15 protein-coding genes and 1 riboswitch are annotated in these 19,608 nt (G+C 56.4%); of the genes, 7 read left to right on the plus strand and 8 right to left on the minus strand.

Annotated features, from left to right (window positions below):
• Positions 1 to 19: 19 nt before the first annotated feature.
• The 3 genes from HK24_RS03985 to HK24_RS03995 are packed head-to-tail and all read left to right on the plus strand — an operon-like array spanning position 20 to position 2,357.
• Entirely contained in the window at positions 20 to 634 is a 615-nt protein-coding gene (locus HK24_RS03985) for a hypothetical protein (RefSeq protein ID WP_086633409.1), read from the plus strand.
• Entirely contained in the window at positions 631 to 1,755 is a 1,125-nt protein-coding gene (locus tag HK24_RS03990) for a sensor histidine kinase (protein ID WP_086633410.1), read from the plus strand. Before HK24_RS03985 ends, HK24_RS03990 begins: the two co-directional genes overlap by 4 nt.
• Positions 1,752 to 2,357, plus strand: a complete 606-nt coding sequence (locus tag HK24_RS03995) for a response regulator transcription factor (protein ID WP_086633411.1) — start codon at positions 1,752 to 1,754, stop codon at positions 2,355 to 2,357. Before HK24_RS03990 ends, HK24_RS03995 begins: the two co-directional genes overlap by 4 nt.
• Before the next feature lie 19 nt (positions 2,358 to 2,376).
• Here the strand turns inward: HK24_RS03995 and HK24_RS04000 are convergent, their stop codons facing one another.
• The 4 genes from HK24_RS04000 to rpe all read right to left on the minus strand — a co-directional run bounded on the left by HK24_RS04000 (position 2,377) and on the right by rpe (position 7,179).
• Positions 2,377 to 3,603 (minus strand): SMP-30/gluconolactonase/LRE family protein, encoded by a 1,227-nt coding sequence (locus HK24_RS04000; protein WP_086633412.1) that lies wholly within the window; start codon positions 3,601 to 3,603, stop codon positions 2,377 to 2,379.
• 105 nt (positions 3,604 to 3,708) lie between these two features.
• The gene (locus HK24_RS04005) at positions 3,709 to 4,827 is read right to left on the minus strand and encodes a glycosyltransferase family 4 protein (protein WP_086633413.1); all 1,119 of its coding nucleotides are present in this window, start codon (positions 4,825 to 4,827) and stop codon (positions 3,709 to 3,711) included.
• Positions 4,828 to 4,837: 10 nt separating this feature from the next.
• The gene (locus HK24_RS04010; RefSeq protein ID WP_086633414.1) at positions 4,838 to 6,505 is read right to left on the minus strand and encodes a heparinase II/III family protein; all 1,668 of its coding nucleotides are present in this window, start codon (positions 6,503 to 6,505) and stop codon (positions 4,838 to 4,840) included.
• The gene (rpe, locus tag HK24_RS04015) at positions 6,505 to 7,179 is read right to left on the minus strand and encodes a ribulose-phosphate 3-epimerase (RefSeq protein ID WP_046900742.1); all 675 of its coding nucleotides are present in this window, start codon (positions 7,177 to 7,179) and stop codon (positions 6,505 to 6,507) included. Before rpe ends, HK24_RS04010 begins: the two co-directional genes overlap by 1 nt.
• 161 nt (positions 7,180 to 7,340) lie before the next feature.
• On the opposite strand from rpe, the gene HK24_RS04020 reads away from it, so the two are divergent.
• Entirely contained in the window at positions 7,341 to 8,600 is a 1,260-nt protein-coding gene (locus tag HK24_RS04020; RefSeq protein WP_086633415.1) for an AGE family epimerase/isomerase, read from the plus strand.
• Here HK24_RS04020 and HK24_RS04025 read toward each other — a convergent pair.
• From HK24_RS04025 to HK24_RS04035, 3 genes are all read right to left on the minus strand, one after another.
• The gene (locus HK24_RS04025) at positions 8,594 to 9,175 is read right to left on the minus strand and encodes a YdcF family protein (protein WP_233126096.1); all 582 of its coding nucleotides are present in this window, start codon (positions 9,173 to 9,175) and stop codon (positions 8,594 to 8,596) included. The two genes, HK24_RS04020 and HK24_RS04025, sit on opposite strands and share 7 nt — an antisense overlap.
• Positions 9,172 to 10,401: an MFS transporter gene (locus HK24_RS04030; RefSeq protein WP_198942052.1), complete on the minus strand. Its 1,230-nt coding sequence runs from the start codon at positions 10,399 to 10,401 to the stop codon at positions 9,172 to 9,174. Before HK24_RS04030 ends, HK24_RS04025 begins: the two co-directional genes overlap by 4 nt.
• Positions 10,402 to 10,519: 118 nt before the next feature.
• A complete protein-coding gene (locus tag HK24_RS04035; RefSeq protein WP_233126097.1) occupies positions 10,520 to 12,601 on the minus strand; it encodes a S46 family peptidase in 2,082 nt (693 codons plus the stop codon).
• A gap of 138 nt (positions 12,602 to 12,739) precedes the next feature.
• Positions 12,740 to 12,872: riboswitch (TPP riboswitch) on the plus strand.
• Between the two features lie 84 nt (positions 12,873 to 12,956).
• Here HK24_RS04035 and HK24_RS04040 point away from each other — a divergent pair.
• From HK24_RS04040 to pnuC, 3 genes are read left to right on the plus strand one after another with little or no spacing between them, the layout of a single operon-like run.
• Positions 12,957 to 15,332 carry a TonB-dependent receptor gene (locus HK24_RS04040; RefSeq protein ID WP_086633418.1) on the plus strand — a complete coding sequence of 792 codons (2,376 nt, stop codon included), beginning with the start codon at positions 12,957 to 12,959 and terminating at the stop codon, positions 15,330 to 15,332.
• A 4-nt stretch (positions 15,333 to 15,336) separates the two neighbouring features.
• The gene (locus HK24_RS04045) at positions 15,337 to 16,479 is read left to right on the plus strand and encodes a phosphotransferase enzyme family protein (protein WP_086633419.1); all 1,143 of its coding nucleotides are present in this window, start codon (positions 15,337 to 15,339) and stop codon (positions 16,477 to 16,479) included.
• Positions 16,470 to 17,030, plus strand: coding sequence for a nicotinamide riboside transporter PnuC (gene pnuC, locus HK24_RS04050; protein ID WP_086633420.1), 561 nt, complete (start codon positions 16,470 to 16,472; stop codon positions 17,028 to 17,030). Before HK24_RS04045 ends, pnuC begins: the two co-directional genes overlap by 10 nt.
• 64 nt (positions 17,031 to 17,094) lie before the next feature.
• Here the strand turns inward: pnuC and HK24_RS04055 are convergent, their stop codons facing one another.
• Positions 17,095 to 19,311: a TonB-dependent receptor domain-containing protein gene (locus tag HK24_RS04055; protein ID WP_086633583.1), complete on the minus strand. Its 2,217-nt coding sequence runs from the start codon at positions 19,309 to 19,311 to the stop codon at positions 17,095 to 17,097.
• Positions 19,312 to 19,608 lie beyond the last annotated feature (297 nt).

Below are 19,608 nucleotides of genomic sequence, written 5' to 3' on the forward strand. Positions count from 1 at the left end.
CAGATGTCATGACCTTGTCATGACGTCCTTCACTGTTTCGGATCATGGCTTGTGTCATAATCTTTCCGAAACAGTGGAGTCTGCGGTTGTGACAAGTCAGAAAAACTGGAAAGCTCTTTCCACCGATGCCGCCGGACTGCTGTTCGCCGTCATCTGGGCAGCACGCGGTGCCATGGCAGCGCATGTCTCCACAATGGCCATGGCCATCCCGATTGCTGTCATCACGCTAGTCCTGCTTGCCGGGTTTGCCAGACGCGACCTGATCCAATGTCGCCCCGAGCGCATTTGGGACGCGGCCCTGCTGCGCCGTGTGAAGATCATGCGCATCATTGCCATTACTGTGATGATTACTTCCGTCCGCAGCACTCATCATCCGGAACTGCTTTACCCGCTGCTCGGATGCATTATTGGCCTTTCGTACATCCCTATGGGCCGCGCAATGCACGAACCCATTCACGTCATCATGGGTTTTGTGATTGTCAGCGTGTCAGCTCTTTCTTTCCTGCTTCCAGAACCGCTACATCTTGAAGTCGCGGGCTTTGGAACCGCTCTGGCCATCTGGGTCGGTGCCGTTATCCGTCTGCGTAATTCCGGAACCCTGTCCTTTCTGCCGAAGAACGCTTTGCCCTCATGACAGAAATAGAGACCTTCATCCCGCTTCCTGGAAACAAGGAAGACAACTGGCCGAGCTTCAACCGCTATCGGGTCTCTTATCTCGTTTATCTTCTGATCTACCCTATTCCTTGGTTGATCCATGGAGCACCCACCCTTCCGGCAGCCCTCTTTTCTGCGGGCGCAACGGGCATTTTCCTGCTGCTGTATTTCGCGCCCTACCGCAATGACCGGTATTATGGGCTGCCAGAAATCATCTTCACGGCCCTTATCGGCTTTGCGACCGCATGGACGCAGGGCGACTGGCTGGTCTTCAATATTTATGCCACCGCCATGTGCGCCTGTTTCAGGCAGATGCGGCAAGCTGTCCTGACAATTGTATGTTTGCAGATCGCCCTGTTCGCGTTTGTCTGGCTTCAGGACAAATCCATGCTCCAAGCGAGCATCGGAGCCTTTTTTAGCATCATCACCTATATCGGGACGTGGATGCAGTGGAAGCTGGGTCTGCAAAACCTGCAACTCCGCAAGGCACAACACGAAATCCGGACTCTGGCCGCCACAGCAGAGCGCGAGCGTATCGCGCGGGATGTACATGATCTTCTGGGCCATTCCCTAACGGTCATTTCAGTCAAAGCCGAGTTGGCCAACCGCCTGTTCGAGACGCACCCCGACCGCGCACAGCGGGAACTTCAGGACATCACACAGATTGCCCGAACGTCTTTGAAAGAAGTCCGCGAGGCTGTCACCGGCATGAACGGTGCCTCCCTGCAGCATGAGCTGGAGCGTGCCCGCAAGGCGCTTGAAGCAGCGTCCATCAGTCTGACCATTCATCACGCTGAGCGTCTCGAAGATCACCCACAAAGCAGCGTTCTCGCGATGGCATTGCGAGAGGCCGTCACGAATGTGATCCGTCATTCCGGTGCGCGACATTGCACCATCAGTTTTGACTGTGATGCTGCGGGTCAACCCTGTGCCATTCGCATTGAAGATGATGGCGCCCAGCAGTCAGGCCGGTCTCCGGCTCCTCCGCAGGAAGGGAACGGCCTTCGTGGCATGAGAACACGTCTTGCCGCTGCGGGTGGTTCCTTAATGCTAAGCCATACCTCCATCGGCCTCCGACTCACAGCGAGTATTACCCCATGATCCGCCTTATCCTGGCTGAAGACCAAGCCATGCTTCTGGATGCTTTTGAAGCGCTTCTTGGCCTTGAAGAAGACATTCAGATCGTGGGACGCGCACCAGATGGACAACGGGCGCTCCAGCTCGCAGCCGACCTGCGCCCGGATGTCATCATCACGGACATCGAAATGCCGAACATGACAGGCATTGAACTGGCAGAAAGAATCCGGGAGCAGGGCCTTCCAAGCCGCGTCATGATCGTAACGACTTTTGGCCGTGCCGGATATCTGCGCCGTGCTCTTCAGGCAGGCGTGCGCGGATACATGCTCAAGGATGCCCCGATTACGCAACTCGCCGATGCTATTCGGAAAGTCGCTGCTGGTGGCCGGGCTATTGCGTCAGATCTGGCAGAGTCTGTCTGGGATGCCCTGCCCGACCCGTTGTCAGACCGTGAACGGTCCATGCTCCGTCTGGCTGAAGCCGGGCGCACGAACAAGGAGATTGCCGAAGAGCTCTCGCTGTCAGCCGGGACAGTCCGTAACTACTTCTCGGAAATTGTTCAGAAACTCGATGCCCGTAACCGGATTGAAGCCGGACGCGTCGCCCGACAGAACGGCTGGCTCTGACCTCAGCCGCAACGACGGTTCAGGACGGCGAAAATCCCTGCACGCCAACCTGAAGCACAAACAGTGACCCGGCTGCGCACATGAATAGATGGTCGCGTTTCGGGCCACCGAACGTCAGGTTCGAGCACCCCTGCGGCAAGCGAAGCCGACCAACGAGCTTGCCCGCCGGATTAAAAACAAACACCCCGCATAAGCCGAGCGGACCCGACGCGCCACACCACAAGTTCCCGAATACATCCACACGAATGCCATCCGGGTTCATCTGCGCGCCATTCAGCTTCATGTCGGCAAAAATGCTCCCGTTGGTAAGGCTGCTGCCATTCACGTCATAGACATGGATGGCTTGATCGCCACCCGCTTTCTGCCCCGGCCCTTTAGGCGTCGAAACGACGTAAAGCTTTTTGTAGTCGGGAGAAAAACACAGCCCGTTCGGATCAAGTAGATCCTTTTCCTGCAAAACGGCCTGAAGCGTTCCATCCGGGGCGATGCGAAAGACATGGTCACTCTGTCGTTTGGTCCCGCCAATTTCACCCGTAAGCTCACGGCCAATATTCCAACGAATTTTTCCGTCCGGATTGGTGTGCCCCCCGGGTTCATCTGCATGCCCTTCCGTAATATTCGTGCCGTAACCGGGGTCCGTGAACCACAAGCTCCCGTCGGGGTGAGGCACAACATCGTTGGGGGAATTTAACCCTTTCCCTTCGAACTTATCCGCGAGAACCTTAACGCTTCCGTCATGCTCCCACCGCACGACGCGCCGGAAAAAATCTTCACAGACAACAAGCCGCCCATCGAAATCAAAACAGTTCCCATTGGCTGCATAGCCATCGGGGCGGAAATCCGTGATTTCTCCAGTTTCCCAAATATAGCGTAACGCACGGGAGCGAATAACATCACTGAGAACCAGAAAGCGCCCTTCACTGCTCCATGCAGGGCCTTCCAGCCAACCGCCCTGATCCCACACGCGACGAATGGGGGCCGCGAAATACGTCAGATCACGAAACGAGGGATCAATCGCAACCACGTCAGGGTCAGGCAGATAACTGGGACCTGCTTTCTCGCCCCACGCTCTAGGGGGCTGGCTGACAACACTCGGCGGTTCTACTGCCCCCTGCGGCTGAGCCGCTTTGGCTTTGGCGGCACTAAGACAGACCAGCCCCGCCGCCCCCGAAAGAACCGTGCGGCGCGCCAGAAGAACACCTGACCGGCTATTCCCGTCAGTCTGAACACTCGTTTCGTCAGACATCGTCCCTCTCCAAATAGAACGTGCCTATTCTCGTTGTTTTCCTGAAAGGCGAAAATCAAAATTTCGGAATAACCAGAAAATACCAGAGAATTTCGAGAAAAACGTCTATCGCGCTTCAGCCTCGATCAGACGCACCACGAGGTCCATGATCCGTTTTTCGCTATAGGACGCAACCGCCCGCTGACGCCCCCGCTCCCCCATAGCGCGCGCCAGAGGCAGATCCTGTGTCACTGTTCTCAGCGCGCGGGCCAAGGGCGCAGACAGGCCGGGAGGCACCAGAAAGCCGGTCTGCCCATCCACGACCTGTTCTCGTGGACCGCGAACATTGGTCGCCACTACAGGCAACTCCGTCAGCATCGCTTCAATGACGGACATGGGAAGCCCTTCAAAGTGGCTTGGAAGCGCAAACACGTCTGCGGCGGCAAGAAGATCTGGCACATCTTCCCGATAACCCAGCATCCGCAACCGCGGGCCTAAAAGCTGTCTGGCTCTGTCAAACGCGGGCCCGAGGGCATCGCCATGATCAGATGGCAGCCGCTCCCCCACAACCCAGAGTTCAGCTCCTGGCACATCTTCCATGGCTCGCAAAAGTTCGGGATGGCCTTTGTGGCGCACCAGTCGCGAAACCACGATGACCACGGGGCGATCCTCCGGAACACCCAACTCCCTGCGGATACGGGCCCGCACCAAGGGATTAGCATGATAGCGCTTGGGGTCACGTCCATTACCAATAGCAACGGGATGCGCATTCAGGTGCAGGCGTCGTGCATCCCGTGCCTCTTCAACCGAGACGGTCATGTACAGATCGGTGATCCGACCTGCGGCCCATTCCAGAACAACGGAGAGCACCTGGCGGGCCAAAGATCCAGGTTGATTGAACAGAAAGCCATGACAGGTGTAGGCAATGATCCTAACACCACAAAGACGCGCAGCAAACCGCGCCAGAATGCCACTGATGGGCATATGTCCATGCACGACGTCAGGCTTTTCCCGGCGAATAAGCCGGATCAGCGCGACAAACGCGCGAAGCTGTGCAACCGGTGACAATGACCGCGCCATCGGCACGGCATGAACGACAAACCCATCTGCACGTACTGGCGCCAGATGGGGGCCTTCCGCACAGGCCCCCTGAACCTCATGCCCGGCGGCACGAAGCGCCTTCATCAAGGGAAACAGGAACTGGCGCAGGGAGAAATCAACGTTTGTGATTTCAAGGATTTTCACAACAGCACCTTTATTCCGGGATACGTTCCAGAAGCCAGGTGACAGTCTGGGAGACAACCTGAAGTGGTTTTGAGGGTGCCGCAGGTTTGGCACTTTCCTGCACTTCTCCACCATTCTCGGCTGTCTCTTCCGCCGCAGGAACAACGCGCCTGAGAGAAGCAATGACGATCTGCTTGGTCTTTTCACGCCGGCCGCGCGCCAGATAGACGTCATCTTCGAGCAGCAGCATGCCGCCCTTCTGACGGAAGCGCCAGATCATGCCGCCCACCTGAAGAATGATATCTTCGTCGTCCCGTGTGACATGCACGTCCGGATGAATATGAAACCGCAGGGCGAACGGCGTCTCGCGCTCACCTTCAAGAACTTCCTGCCCGCGCAGATCTTCTCCGTCCGCCCCAAGGTAGAGGCGCCGCGTCCACTTCATTCCAAGCGGTGGATGGTATCCGTCATGAGACAGATCCAGCCAATGGGCTTCCCCACTGCTTTGATGCTCGCATGTGACATGCGCCGGACGCCGCGTGACATGTCCGTCAGGCCCGAAGTCTGAGGACGACAGACCATCCGCAACCAGAACCGTATGCGCTGCACTGGCCCTCAGCGCCTGCGCCCATGCCCCCACCTGCGCACTGCCGCAATTAACGAAAAGACGATGCCGCTGGTTTGAAAACTCGAAAGACAACGTGCCAGCATGCGCTGCCTGATCATAACTGGTCGGTGGAGGCGCGCCGCTATCCACAATCAACAGAGACTTCCCGAGAGCCAGCCGGGTAAATTTCCCCTGATGCATGGCGGGTGCAATCAGCTTCTGCCTGGAGCCCTGCGCCAGAACATCTTCTACCATCGCGCTGTAACGCTCGTTGGAACCATTAAAAACGGCCAGGCCACCATCCCCATGACGCATGGCACGCAACACCGGGCAGACTCTGTCCAGGGCAACGTCAATAAAGGGCGGTACGCTCGAATGCGCTGTGCGGAACATCACGGACATTTCTGCCAGCTCACGCGCCGTCTGATATTGTGCCTCCGGAGACCGTTCAGCAACCGTCCCATCGGAAAGAATCAGACGTTCAATTTCCGCTGGAAGGTAACGCAGGAAGCGCGTCATGAACCCGCTGTGATCCGGCATAGCCAGAGCAGCAGCAAGCAGGCCACGCAGGGCCGTCAGCCCGCGCCAGCCTTGCGGTTCCAGTGGCAAAAGGGCGGCAATGGTCCGCCCCTCTACCAGCATCCGGTCCATGATTTTTTGCTGAAGTTTACGGTCCGCCGAAGCCAGGCAGAATTCGTGGTTTGCCAGCCAGGATGAAAGGCGCGCACCTGTTACGCAGGCATCCTTGACCAGCGGATCTGTTGGAGGATGCGATACCCAGTCCGCGACAAGCGCGCGGGCCGTCATGCGGGCATCGTCACTGCCTAATGCGCGCAGATCCCGCAGCCATGCAAAACTTTGCAGCCACTGTTTTGCCGGTTCCGGCCAAGGGCCACGTTCCCACTTTCCGCGTGGCAGATCGTAGTCCTGCCGCTCAAACCGAAAGCGACCCGCGACAAGGCGGGCGCCCTGCTCGGCGTCCCCCTTCCACGGGTCACGATAAATATAAACCGGTCCCTCTGAAGTTCCGCCACCAACGGGCAGTCGTGCGAGTGAAAGTCGTGCGTCCTGAATCCAGCGACGAATGGGCATCAGGCGCTGTCTTCCTTGAACGGGCCTTCAAGTGCATGAATGGCTGAATCACGGTCCGGCTTACCAAAGACGGCAGACCCTGCCACCAGCATTCGCGCGCCGGCAGCCACCACTTTTGGGGCCGTGACCGGGTCAATGCCGCCATCAACCGCCAGCACGATATCACGGCCGCTGTCTTCAATCATACGCGACAGGGTTCGGATTTTTGGCAGCTGGCTCTCCAGAAAGCTCTGACCGCCAAACCCGGGATTCACTGTCATGACCAGAATGATGTCTACCAGATCAAGCACCTCTGACAGTGCTTCTGGCGGCGTCCCCGGACAGATCGCAATTCCCGGGCGGCAACCGAGCGCACGGATGGTCTGAAGCGTCCGGTGAATATGGGGGGCGTTTTCCACGTGCACCGTAATGTGATCCGCGCCAGCCTTGGCTGTTGCTTCCAGATACGGGTCCACTGGGTCGATCATCAGGTGCACGTCGAACTTCGCATCGGTATGCTTTCGCAAGGCCGAGATCACCCCAGGACCGAACGAGATATTCGGCACGAAATGACCGTCCATTACATCCAGATGTAACCAGGGCGCGCGGGAGATGGATGCAATCTCATCTCCAAGACGGGCGAAGTCGGCAGCCAGCAGGCTGGGGGCGACAATGATCGGGGATCGTTCTGTCATGTTGTTATGTATCGGCAAAGCAACCTCCAGACGCAAGACAGTTCCGCACATCCCCGCGCGTTCGTGAGCGAGCACCCCCGACGAGGCCCTCAGGAACCCAACCGCTGCTGATGCGTCCTCATCAGACTGTCTGACTACTACCACCGTAGTATGGAGTTTTTATGACCGATCGCCTTTCCCCCATTCTGCTTAGTAGAGACGCTTGGATCCGCCGACCATCTCACCGGGCATGGCTCGAAATGCAGGGCCGTCGGTTACTGGATTTCAGCAAGGAAGGTTGTATCGACGGGGGTTTTGCAGGGCTGGATATGGAAGGGCATCTTCCTGAAGGCGCCAAGGCAGAAGCAACCCTGACTGCGCGATGCGTGCACGCTTATGCGACTGCGGAACTCCAGGGCATTCCAGGAAGCGCGCCGCTCGTCGCACATGGCGTGAATGCGCTCATGACATCCTTTCGGGACCAGCAGCACGGAGGCTGGAACCACTTCGCGGATCAGCCTCATGAGCGCAAGCAGGCCTATCTGCATGCGTTCGTCGCGCTGGCCGCGTCCTCTGCTGTTCTTATCGGTGTGGAAGGTGCCAACGCACTTCTCAAGGATGCCATCCATCAGATCGAGACGCATTTCTGGTCTGAAGACGAAGGCGTGATGCGCGAGAGCTTCGCAGACGACTGGTCAGACGAAGAGAACTACCGCGGCGCCAATAGCAACATGCATTCCACAGAAGCCTTTATGGCCCTTGCGGACGTTACAGGTGATGTGAAGTGGTTGCGCCGCGCGCTGCGGATCGTCACCCGGTTTGTGCATGAACTGGCCCCACAACAGGGCTTCGCAATGCCCGAGCACTTCAACCGAAATTGGGATCTGCTGCAGAATTATCATGAAGACAAGCCTACGGACGATCTACGCCCTTACGGCATGACACCAGGCCATTTCGTTGAATGGTCTCACCTGACCGTGAAACTGGAAGCAGCTTTACTCCGCAGAGGCGAAACAGCACCGGGCTGGATGCTTCATGACGCACAGGCGCTCTTCGAGACCGGAATGAAGTCAGGCTGGAACGTCGATGGTCTTCCCGGAATGGTTTACACAATCGACTGGGATCACAAACCGCATGTGCCTTCCCGCGTCCATTGGGCTCATGCAGAAGCGCTAACTGCGGCGATCAACCTGTATAAGCGCACGGGAAATCCACATTACGAGCACTGGTATCGCACGATCTGGGATTATATCGACACAACCCTCATCGATCGGGATTTTGGAAGCTGGTTCAACGAAGTCAGCCCGGAAGGCGAGCCGACAGAGTATATCTACAAAGGTAAAGGCGACCTTTACCACGCCTACCAGTCCACTCTGGCACCGATGATGCCCTTGGCTCCGTCACTCGCAACAGCGATCGAACAGATTGGTGTGCTTTACTGAGCAGGGGTCGGTTTCGTCACCCAGTACACCGGGAGCGCCACGGCCTCCCGGAACAGATAGTAGAGCTCTGGCAGCCGAAAGACTTTTGGATATGCGCCTGACACGTCTTTCACGCCAGCATGCCTCAATGCCCATTCTGCTCGCATGATGTGAAACCATTGCGAAACGACGACTGCTCCTTCCGGCGCTTCCTGCGCAACATGCAGAGCCGTCAGCCAGGTATTGTTTCCCTGTGAATCAACGATGATTGCTTCTGCCGGAACACCGTGATTTTCCAGCCAGTGCGCCATGATTTCAGCTTCATCCTGATGATTGGCAGTTTCCACAGCTCCACTCACCATCAGTTCCCGAACGCGCTTTTCTTTCCAGAGTAACAATCCGGTTTCCAGACGGTCCTGCAAAGCTGGCTTTGGCACGCCCGCATCCGTGACGGCTGTGCCGAAAATGACGCCCATTTCTGCGGGGCTGGCAGAAGCACGCATACCCGTTACGGCAACGCATGCACACCAAATCATACATACAATACCGCCAGCCAACGCCCCTGCCGCAATCCGCTTTCCCCAGCGAAAGGTCACGAGTGCTCCTCGCCTTGCTGCTCCCGCATGCGCAGGATGTATAACAACGCCACCACTGCCGCCAAAAAGCCCGACAGCGCTCCGACACCCAGAGACCACCGTGGCCCAAAATAATTGGCAACCCACCCCACAACAGGGGCACCAAATGGGGATGACCCTGCAAAAACAGCAAACCGGATGGCCAGCACGCGTCCTCGCATGGATGGATCGCTCGAAAGCTGCATGAAGCTGTTACTGGTGGCTGTAAATGTCAGAGATGATACGCCGGTAATGAGCAACGTGCAGGCAAAAAGCCAGTATGTCGGGGCCAATGCTCCCAACAGGCAACCCACACCAAAAATCAATGAGCCATTCAGCAGAACATCAAAATCTGCCTTTTTACGGCCTGCTGCCAGAAAGCCCCCCAGAATGGTGCCCACGGCCATGGCGGAATTCAGAATTCCATACCCATGCGCGCCGACGTGAAACACGCCAACTGCCATAGTCGCAATAAAGATCGGGAAATTGAGACCAAACGCTCCGATAATGAACAACATAATCAGAATGGTCCGAAGGTCTTCGCGCGCCCAGACATAGCGCAGTCCGCTGGTCAGGGCATTGCGCTCGGTTTCTCTCGCTTTGGCATGCCGAAACAGGTCTTCACGGCGAATAAAGAGCAAAGAGCCCATGACGCCGAAAAACGAAAACCCGTTCAAAACAAACGACCAGCCTGAACCAATTTCCGCAATACAGAACCCTGCGACCGCAGGCCCGATCATCCGCCCAGCATTATAGGACATGGAATTGATGGCCACGGCATTTGGAAGGTCAGTCTCTCCCACCAACTCACCGACAAATGTCTGACGAACAGGACTGTCAAACGCGGCGACACAGCCACTCAGGAAAGCAAACAGATCCACCTGCCAGAGACGGACCGATCCCGTAACAACGAGGAGGCCCAGTGCAACGGCCAGCACACCCAAGGCACCTTGGGTAAAAAGCAGAAATCGATGCTTCTCAACCCGGTCCGCGATCAGGCCGGTCCAGAGCATAAGCAGAAGAGGTGGCGCAAGCTGGAGGGCCATCACGATGCCAATGGCCATGGCATCGTGATGGGTCAATTCAGTGAGAACAAGCCAGTCCTGCGTCGTGAACTGCATCCATGTTCCGATGTTGGAGAACAGTGCTCCCCAGACCCAGACACGATAATTGCGCCGCCCCAGAGAGCGGAAAGTGTCACCCAGCATCAGGGGACACTCCAGGCTGAAAACAACAGGAAGACGGACAGACTGGCATCCACCCACTGTCAGGAATCTTACATTGGATGTCGAGGGTTATTCCGCAGGAATGACCCTCACATCATGATTACAGGTGTCCCTGTTCCAGTTCCTGAGCAAGGGCATCGGCATGATAAACGGTCTTGAGTGCAGCCATGATAGCGCTTGTATCCGTCGAAACCGCTCTATTGCGCTCGCCATCGTAATAAAGATCGCCAGCCAGACTATCGAGATTACCGTCGAAAATCAGGCCCACCACATCGCCCTGCCGGTTAATGACCGGAGAGCCTGAATTTCCACCCACAATATCATTCGTCGAAACAAAATCGAGATTCGTGGAAAGTGTCAGATGAGGCTTCGCATCCAGCCAGACCTGCGGGAGGCGGAACGGATCGCTCCCGGTCGCATGTTTGTACATCCCGGCAAAATTTGTGAAGGGCGCAATCGTCGTGGCACCCTCCTGCCAACCTTTGACGGTGCCGTAAGACAGTCTTGGTGAGAATGTAGCATCCGGATAAAGCGTATCTGCCTTTCCTTCTGCCTGGGCGCGCGCAAACTGGGCACGGGCAATCGCACCCTGAGCTTCATGCATTGGTGCTTCGATCTGATCACGGCTTCGATTGCGGATCACATCCAGAACCGGCTGCAACTGACGTGCCAGAACAATCATCGGGTCCGTAGAAGCCTGAATGGCCCTTGCACCACCCTTATACAACGCAAGGCGCTGCGCAGGATCAGCAAGCTTCGTTCCCTGCATCAGTTCTGCCGCGCGTTCATCCGGGCTTTTTGTGCCGAGAACCAGATGCACGGCAGCATCATCCTCACCCAGCATCTGACGCATCGTGGTCATGCCCAGAGCCAGCGTCATAGTTTCCAGATCGACATGCACCGGCACTTTGGCAGAAATTTCAGCTTCAAGTTCAGCCAGTTCGGCATCGTGGTAGCCCGCACGACGCTCGGCATCCGGCTTCTGTCGCTCCTGCGCGGCTGATACCAGCATGACAGCATCACCCAGCAGGCCATGAACTGTACGGGCAATGGCAAAGTCATGGACGTAAGACTGGCGCTGTATGGCCAGTGCAGCCTCCACTTTTTTGAACGGCTCGCCATAGATTTTGCGGCGCTCGGCATCCGCATCAATCCAGGCCTGTAGAGCACGATCTTCCGCTTCACGCTTTTCCATGACGCCGGGCTCCCGCAGGGCCTTCACGGTGCCAGACAGAGATTTCAGGCCGTTCTGAACGCCGAACAGCGTATTTTGCGCTTCAATCAGATGTTCCTTGCTTTCACGCGAATACTGCCAGAGCGCCCCTTCACTGGTAGAATACACCCCAATGATGGTTGGCAGGATAACGTCCCGCTGGAACGTCAATGCACTGGCCGGAAGAGACCGCTGCGTTCGCCCTGGGTTACCAGACGTGAATACCAGTTCTCCCGCTTTTGGTCCCTTCGGATCAAACTTGAAGAAAGGTGTGTGGACCGGCTTACCGTCCTCAAACACCCGCAACATCGACAGGTCGATATCATACCGTGGGAAGGTAAAATTGTCCGGATCGCCGCCAAAGAATGCGATATCCTGATCCGGCGCCATCACAAGACGCACATCCTGATATCGACGATAGCGATAGAGCGCAGTTTGACCACCGTGATAGAGCGTCACAACATCACACCGCCAGTGTGTTGCGTCTCCGCCCGCACATTCCTTCGTCAGAACGCTACTGGCAGCCTGAAGCGCCTTTGCATAATCCGCACCATGCTTGCCTGAGGTCATATCAGCGACACGGCCTGTCACGTCTTTCACCTGATCCAGACGATCCAGCTCCATACCCGGACATTGCGGCTCTTTGGAAACATCTGCTGCCGAAAAACCATCATGAAAATAATCGTGCGTCTTGTCCGAGAGGTCGGTCAGGCAGGTATTGGCACAATGATGATTTGTCATCACCAACCCATCACCAGAGACAAAAGACGCCGAGCATCCTTCTGCCAGACGTGCTGAAGACTGAATGACGTGGTTGATCCATTCAGCCGAAGGCTCGAAGCCATATTGCTGCTTCAACTGACGGGCTGGCAGATGATCGAACGTCCACATTCCTTCCTCAGCCTGAGCTGAACCGAGGGCCGGGCTGGCAATGAGCAGAACAGGCAACAAGCGCTTCACAACACGCATGACAGATCCTAAAAATGTTATCTTATAACAATACTCTATCCTGCTCTGCATCGCCGCTCCATCCCTCCCGACGAAATTTTGATCCCCCCACGCCTTACGGAATTTATTGACATTCTCTCGCAGCCCATGAAGGAGTGCTTCTTCACCTTGGGGTGCCCTGACAAAGGGCTGAGAGACTGCTGAGGGTATGCGCTTTAGAGCCATACCAGCGCAGTGACCCATAGAACCTGATCCAGTTCATGCTGGCGGAGGGATGGTGGCTACTGACAGATCCAAAGACTGGATTTTCGGTGTCTCTCGTCGTCCCCGCTGCGCATGGGGGGGATCGCAGTATTGCAGGCGGGACAGCACCATCATGACCACCGTATTTGCGCGCAAATCCCGCCAGGTTCCTGTCTTCCTGCTCGGCCTGACCGTTTGTGCCGGTACAGTGCGCGCGGCGGATACCACAGCCCTTACCCCGCCTGCGTCCATCGCCCCGAAGCCCGAGCACATCACCGTTCACCGCGTTTCTGACAGCGCACCCGGGCACCAGCCCGGCGGTGGACTGATCCGACCGGAGAACAGTGTGCGCTCTATCAGCACAGTCAGCCGCGATTACATGGACAAGCAGCCCCCGATGGCGACGGCCTATCAGCTTGCCTCCATGCTGCCCGGTGCGAATGTCGCCACATCCGATCCGTTCGGCTTTTCGCCCAACACCAACCTGACCGTTCGCGGCCTAAACAATGATGCCATCGGCTATGTGCTGGAAGGCACACCGCTGAACGATGTCGCCTATTATTCCGGCTATCCGAGCCAGTTCGCCGACAGTGAGAACTACAGTCAGGTCGCGCTCGCCCAAGGGTCGGCCGATCTGGATAGTCCCGTCCTAAACGCTGCCGGGGGGCTGATGAGCCTGTCCTTTCTCGATCCGTCACAGAAGGCCGGGGGCTTCGCCAGCGTCTCCTATGGCTCCTTTGACACCAATCGCGAATTCATTCGCCTTGAAACGGGCAACATCGGCAATTCCGGCATTCGTGGCTTTGTGTCCTATTCCCACAGCGCCAGCGACAACTGGCGTGGGCCGGGGGGGGACAAGCGCCAGCATGTCGATTTTAAGTTCCTGAAGGAATGGGGCCAAGGCAACCGCGCCAGCCTCATCGGCTCCTTCAACACCACCGTCACCAGCTATTATCCGCAGGTCACGATGGAAAGCTGGAAAGTCGATGGCATCCATGGCGCGAACAACCTTGCAGGCCATTATGACGCCTCCAACGCAGACAACGCCGTCAATTACTGGCGTCTGTGGCGCGCGCCGGAACGCACCTTCTATGCAGGCGCGCCAGTCCATCTGCATCTGACGCATCAGCTTTCCCTCGACGTCACACCCTACGCACAGTTCGCCTATGGCAACGTTCCGGGTGGCTCCACACTGACGGAAACAGGTCTCTATAACGGCACTCAGCCCCTAAGTGACACGCTCACGCTCCCCAATGCACAGGATGGAACCGCTGTCGTACGTGCTAACTACACGCAACGCAGTTATCGCTCCGGTTTCAATTCCACCCTGCATTACAAAACCGGCTGGAACGATTTCGTCCTCGGTTACTGGTATGATTACGGAGACGACAACGAGCAGCAGCCCTTCACAACCGTTTCCGCCACCGGCGCTTCAGGCGATATCTGGGCAGAAAACAGCAGCAGCCTGATCCATCTTGCGAACGGACAGAAACTGCTGGGCGGCAGCTTCCACACCATTTCCCAGACCAACGCACTGTATGTGGGCGATCACATCTCGCTCCTTCATGATCGCCTGACCATCGAAGCGGGTTTCAAAGCCGTTATGATGAGCCGCGCTGGCACGAACAATGTTCCCGGCCCTCAGTATCGTGTGGCGTCAAACAGCATGGAGCCTCTACCGCGTCTTGGCGTCCGCTGGCGCATTGATGAGCAGAACCAGATCTTCTTCAACGCCACGACCAACTTCCGTGCCCCGGACCAGACGGCACTTTACAACACCTACGACCCGACCTCCGGCGCACTCGCGACAACAGGCAGTGCGGATGTCCGCAACGAATATTCCATTTCCGAAGAACTGGGATATCGCCGCACGGGACAATGGATCATCGGCAGTCTGACGCTGTTCAACTACAATTTCACCAACCGCCAGATCTCAACGCTGGCCTCCCAGAACGGCTCCATCATTCAGACGACCATGAATGCCGGAGGTCAGACCTCTCGCGGCGTGGATGTGGAAATCGGCCTCCGCCCCTGGCACCATTTCAGCCCCTATGTTTCCGGCGAGTATCTACACGCCACCATTGATAACAACATCGCCTCAGGTGGCGATCTTCTGCCGACCAAAGGCAAAATCGCCGTTCGCAGCCCGACACTTCAGGCCGCTGCTGGCATCAGCTACGATGACGGGCACATCTTCGGCGTGGCCACCCTGCATTACACCGGGCACCAATACGCAACGTTCATGAATGATGAGCGGATGTCAGACCGCACAACTGGCGATATTTCCGTCGGCTACCGCTTCGGTGATCTGTCTCGCCTACACAAACCAACTCTACGCCTGAACTTCATCAACATCACTAATGAGCGCTCCCTGTCCGGCGTTGCCAGCCCGACCCTGAACGCAAAGGACACGACTGGCATTTACGGCAGCACGATCAGCGGAAGCGCCCCGAGTTATTATATCGGCGGCGGTTTCGCGGCCCTGTTCACAGCGTCCACAGGCTTCTGAACCCGTGACTGCTCCCGGACAGTTCGGCGTCAATGGTGTGCAGGCTGAACGGCATTGGCCGCCGCTGACGCTCGCCGAGGCGAAACGTGTTCTGGCGTTTTTTCCCATTACCGCCGTTCCGGAAACTGTTCTGTGGCATGGACAACGCCCGTTCTCCGCGACAGCCCTGATCAGCCTTACCGACGGCACGATGCTTTTTCTGAAGCGTCATGATCCACGCTTGCGCGATCAGAACGCCCTGACGGAAGAACATGCTTTCATGGCGCATCTTAGCCACCATGGCTTACCCGTCACTGCGGCGCTTACAACGCGGGAACAACACTGCGCTCTGACAGATCATGGTTGGGTTTATGAGGTTTTCCCTCCCTTACCCGGCTTGGATCTCTATCGAGATGTTCAGTCCTGGGAGCCGTTTCTTTGTTCAGAACATGCGCATGCCGCAGGAGGCACACTCGCACGTCTTCATCTGGCTGCAACAGATTACGCCGCCCCCGCCCGGCCTGATCGGCTTTTGCTATCCAGCTTCAACGCTATTACCAACCCCGATCTTGAGACTGGCCTCCGTCATTGGGCTGCGTCTCAACCGGGCCTCAACACGACGCTCAATCCAGAGGCTTGGCAGCAGATCCTACGTGTCCTGGAACCTTTCCACGCAAAACTGCGACCACTCCTGACAGAGATTATCCCCTGTTGGGGACACGGAGACTGGCATCCATCTAACCAGTTCTGGACGTCCGCCACTCCAGACGCCGAAATCTGCGGGATCTTTGATTTTGGTATGTCTGATCTCACCTGCGCTGCGTACGATCTCGCAGTGGCGATCGAGCGCACTGCCATCTCTTGGCTGTCCTCACACTTTGCTGTCTCGTGGAGCCAGCTGAGCGCCCTGTTAGCGGGCTATCACAGGGTTCGTCCCCTCACTCCGCAAGAACGCGAACTGGTCGTTGCGTTCCTGCCGCTTGTTCATGTCGAATTCGCATTATCTGAGGTCGCGTATTACAGCACGCTTGTTCAGGATGAGGCATCAGCCCATGTCGCCTACGCAGACTATCTTTTAGGGCATGCACACTGGTTTGCAGGCCGTGACGGTCAACACCTTCTGAACTGGCTCCGCGAAACTTTGGATGCCATTGCCGCATGTCCCTGACGGAACTCATCGCGGCCCTTCTGAGTGCCATCGGCGTGTGGCTGACGGCACGCCGCACTATGGCTTGCTGGCCACTCTCTCTTCTTGCCGCTCTCTTATACGGGTTGGTGTTTTTTAAAGCCCATCTTTACGCCGACGCCTGCCTTCAGGCCGTATTCTGTGGCTGCCTGCTCTATGGGTGGTGGCGCTGGATGAAAGACGGTGCGCAGGGGGATGAGACCCTGCATATTCGGCCACTTTCGGAACGCGGGTTACTCTTTGGCCTTCTGATCGGCGCACTTGGGGGCGGACTGTGGGCTTTCTGTCTGGCTCGCTTTACAGACGATCCCACCCCCGTGGCTGATGCCCTGCTCAGCAGTTACAGTCTGGTTGCACAGATCTGGGCTGCGCGGCGGCATACGATCAGCTGGGCCTGCTGGATCGTGATCGACACAGCTTACGTTGCCATGTTCGTCAGTCGCGACCTTTACCCGACAGCTGCCCTTTACGCGATATTCGTCGTTCTGGCGGTTCATGGACTGCGCAAATGGCAAAAAGCCTCCCAAGCGTAATGGGAAAACAAAATGCGTTTTCCCATTACGCCAAGCGCTGGCTCCAAATCGAAAACCTGGCCGCTCAATACGCAACGCTGACTTCGCCCAGGAACATACGCCCTGCAGAGGGGGTCGCACGGTTCGAGAAAAGGCTCTGGTAATTGAGTTTATTGGCAAGATTGTAGCCATTCATGGAGATTTTCCAGTGCCGGTTAAAGCGATGGGAAATCATGGCACTGAAGTCCAGATTGGCCGGAGCACGCAGAGTATTGGCGGTATCGAGCCAGACATGCTCACGCCAGGTCAGCCCACCACCGACTGTCAGGTTATAGGGCTTGTCCGGGAAAGCGCTGTACGCTGACCAGAGGGTTGCCTGATTGTGTGGCACATACTGAACATTCTTGCCGCGGTTCGCCTTGGTCGCAGAAGACGTCGTGCTGCTATCATAAAGGGCATAGGTCGCGGACACGTTCCAGCCCGGCAGAATGACACCGCCGACGGACAATTCCAGACCCTGATTACGCTGCCGGTCAGAAGAGCCCTGAATTTCACCGGTCACGGGATCAGCGTTCAATGCATTCCCTTTGTCCAGACGGAACAAGGAGGCCGTCAGACCTAACCGGTCATGCAGAATGCTGTACTTGGCGCCAAGCTCATAAAGCTGAGCCTTCTCAGGACTGGCAAAAGAATTGGTCCCCGGACGGATGGGAACAGACCCATTGGTGACGTACATTCCCATCGGGGTCGTGGAATTGGCCCACGTAAAATAATAAGTCTGATGGTCGTCCGGCGTGACAACGAGGCTGACATTCGGATTGAACACACCCGTCACATCATGAAAATGCTGATCGGGGTTCTTCGCGACATTTCCTCCCGTTAGGTTGTAGCTCGTCTGCCAACGATCCCAGCGGAAGCCCCCTTTCACAGAAAGCCACTTGGTGAACCAGATCTGATCGAACAGGAACAGACCCGTATCGAACCCGTAGCCATTGCTATGCGACTTCGCCCCCAGTGACCCCAGAGACACAAGACCGGCCGGGTTCATATCACCCGGTACCAGATCAAGATTGCCGACATTTCCCTTCGGATTAACGAGGTTCGCATACGGTTTTGGCTTCAGATACGTCGACTGTGAGCGAACATCATTGACGCGTTCGACATCAAACCCGGCGACAACCTGATGTCTGAGAAAGCTTGTATGGAAGTCTGCAACCATTGAGCCGACATTCTGCACAGACCAGCTCGTTTGCTCATACGGCAGCGGCGCCATGTAGGTGCCGGTTCCTGTGCCCGCCCCCGCACCCACTGGCCCGGAGCGTGCAACGAGCGCTTTTGACGCATCTCCGTTGAAGTAGTTGTTCACGCACGTCGTATCGCAGGTCGCTTTTGAAGCCGCGAAAGAGCGATAATACTCACCGCCCCGCAAATCATCATAGAACGTGACATGCCTGTTCAGTTTGAAGCTGAACTGCGCTGTTTCCATGTTGGAATTTGTGGCGTTCTGGTCGTTATCCGTGCCGTACCAGTTCGTCCGGCGGATACCGTATTCCGTAATAGGCTGCCCGTACTTTGCCCCCGGTTTCGTGACAACCGGAACACCGAAATCAGGCACGGAGTTTTCCTGCTGGTGCATGTATTGCAGAACAAGCGTTGTTCTCTTGCCAATCCCGAATGCAAGAGACGGAGCAACACCCCAGCGATGAGAGAAGATATAATCTCGTCCCACAACATTATGCTCATCGCCCATTCCAGTGATGCGGAAGGCCGTAGAGTCATTGATTTTCTGGTTCACATCCAATGTGCCGCGATAATAACTGCCTGAACCGCCTGAAAAATCAGCCGAATAGTGATTTTTCAAACCAGGAGTTTTGGTCACCATATTGATAGCACCGCCTGTCGTGCCATTCCCAAACACTTCGGAAGACGGTCCCTTGATGACGGACACAGTTTCGAAATTGAATGAGTCGCGGGAATAGACACCGAAGTCCCGCAGTCCATCTTCATAAATATCATTCTGGGCCTGAAAACCGCGGATCAGAAACTGATCCCCATTCATGCCACCAGCACCCTCACCGATGGACGTTGTTACGCCCGGCACATTCCTCAGAGCTTCATCAAGAGATTTGACATTCTGCTGCTGCATCAGGGCCTGCGGCACAACATTGATGTTCTGCGGCGTGTGCATCACGTCCTGTGGCATCCGGGACAACCCGAGAGACTGATGCATGGTGTTAAAGCCATGCCCCTGAACTGTCAGATGTTCGACATCCGACCCTTCAACCCCAGCACTGTCTTCCAGATGCCGCGTTGATGACTCCGGTTTGCGATCTGGTTTTTTCTCATGCTTCACAGGTGCAGCGGCATAGCCTTGCGAAGACATCAGGAGCGTACCGGCAACTGAAAGAGACGTGATGTGTGTGCGCAGCGAACCAGTCACCGGAACCTCTTCATTCAGATAAACAACTTTACATTTCAAAACCCCTATATTGGTAATGAGAAACATTCTCAACTGGTTTTTGATAAAGTGTTTCTCATTTCCGATAAACCTCGTCACGAACGAAGCGGAATAAGCCCGTATTTCCTTACGAATAAAAAA

The organism is Gluconobacter sp. DsW_058, assembly GCF_002153615.1.
Lineage (GTDB): Bacteria > Pseudomonadota > Alphaproteobacteria > Acetobacterales > Acetobacteraceae > Gluconobacter > Gluconobacter cerinus.

What these genes read in the sequence shown, in the direction of transcription:
- HK24_RS03985 (WP_086633409.1), top strand. Translation starts at nt 20, where the DNA reads ATGACGTCCTTCACTGTTTCGGATCATGGCTTGTGTCATAATCTTTCC.
- HK24_RS03990 (WP_086633410.1), top strand. Translation starts at nt 631, where the DNA reads ATGACAGAAATAGAGACCTTCATCCCGCTTCCTGGAAACAAGGAAGAC.
- HK24_RS03995 (WP_086633411.1), top strand. Translation starts at nt 1,752, where the DNA reads ATGATCCGCCTTATCCTGGCTGAAGACCAAGCCATGCTTCTGGATGCT.
- HK24_RS04000 (WP_086633412.1), bottom strand. Translation starts at nt 3,603, where the DNA reads ATGTCTGACGAAACGAGTGTTCAGACTGACGGGAATAGCCGGTCAGGT.
- HK24_RS04010 (WP_086633414.1), bottom strand. Translation starts at nt 6,505, where the DNA reads ATGCCCATTCGTCGCTGGATTCAGGACGCACGACTTTCACTCGCACGA.
- rpe (WP_046900742.1), bottom strand. Translation starts at nt 7,179, where the DNA reads ATGACAGAACGATCCCCGATCATTGTCGCCCCCAGCCTGCTGGCTGCC.
- HK24_RS04020 (WP_086633415.1), top strand. Translation starts at nt 7,341, where the DNA reads ATGACCGATCGCCTTTCCCCCATTCTGCTTAGTAGAGACGCTTGGATC.
- HK24_RS04030 (WP_198942052.1), bottom strand. Translation starts at nt 10,401, where the DNA reads ATGCTGGGTGACACTTTCCGCTCTCTGGGGCGGCGCAATTATCGTGTC.
- HK24_RS04035 (WP_233126097.1), bottom strand. Translation starts at nt 12,601, where the DNA reads ATGCGTGTTGTGAAGCGCTTGTTGCCTGTTCTGCTCATTGCCAGCCCG.
- HK24_RS04040 (WP_086633418.1), top strand. Translation starts at nt 12,957, where the DNA reads ATGACCACCGTATTTGCGCGCAAATCCCGCCAGGTTCCTGTCTTCCTG.
- pnuC (WP_086633420.1), top strand. Translation starts at nt 16,470, where the DNA reads ATGTCCCTGACGGAACTCATCGCGGCCCTTCTGAGTGCCATCGGCGTG.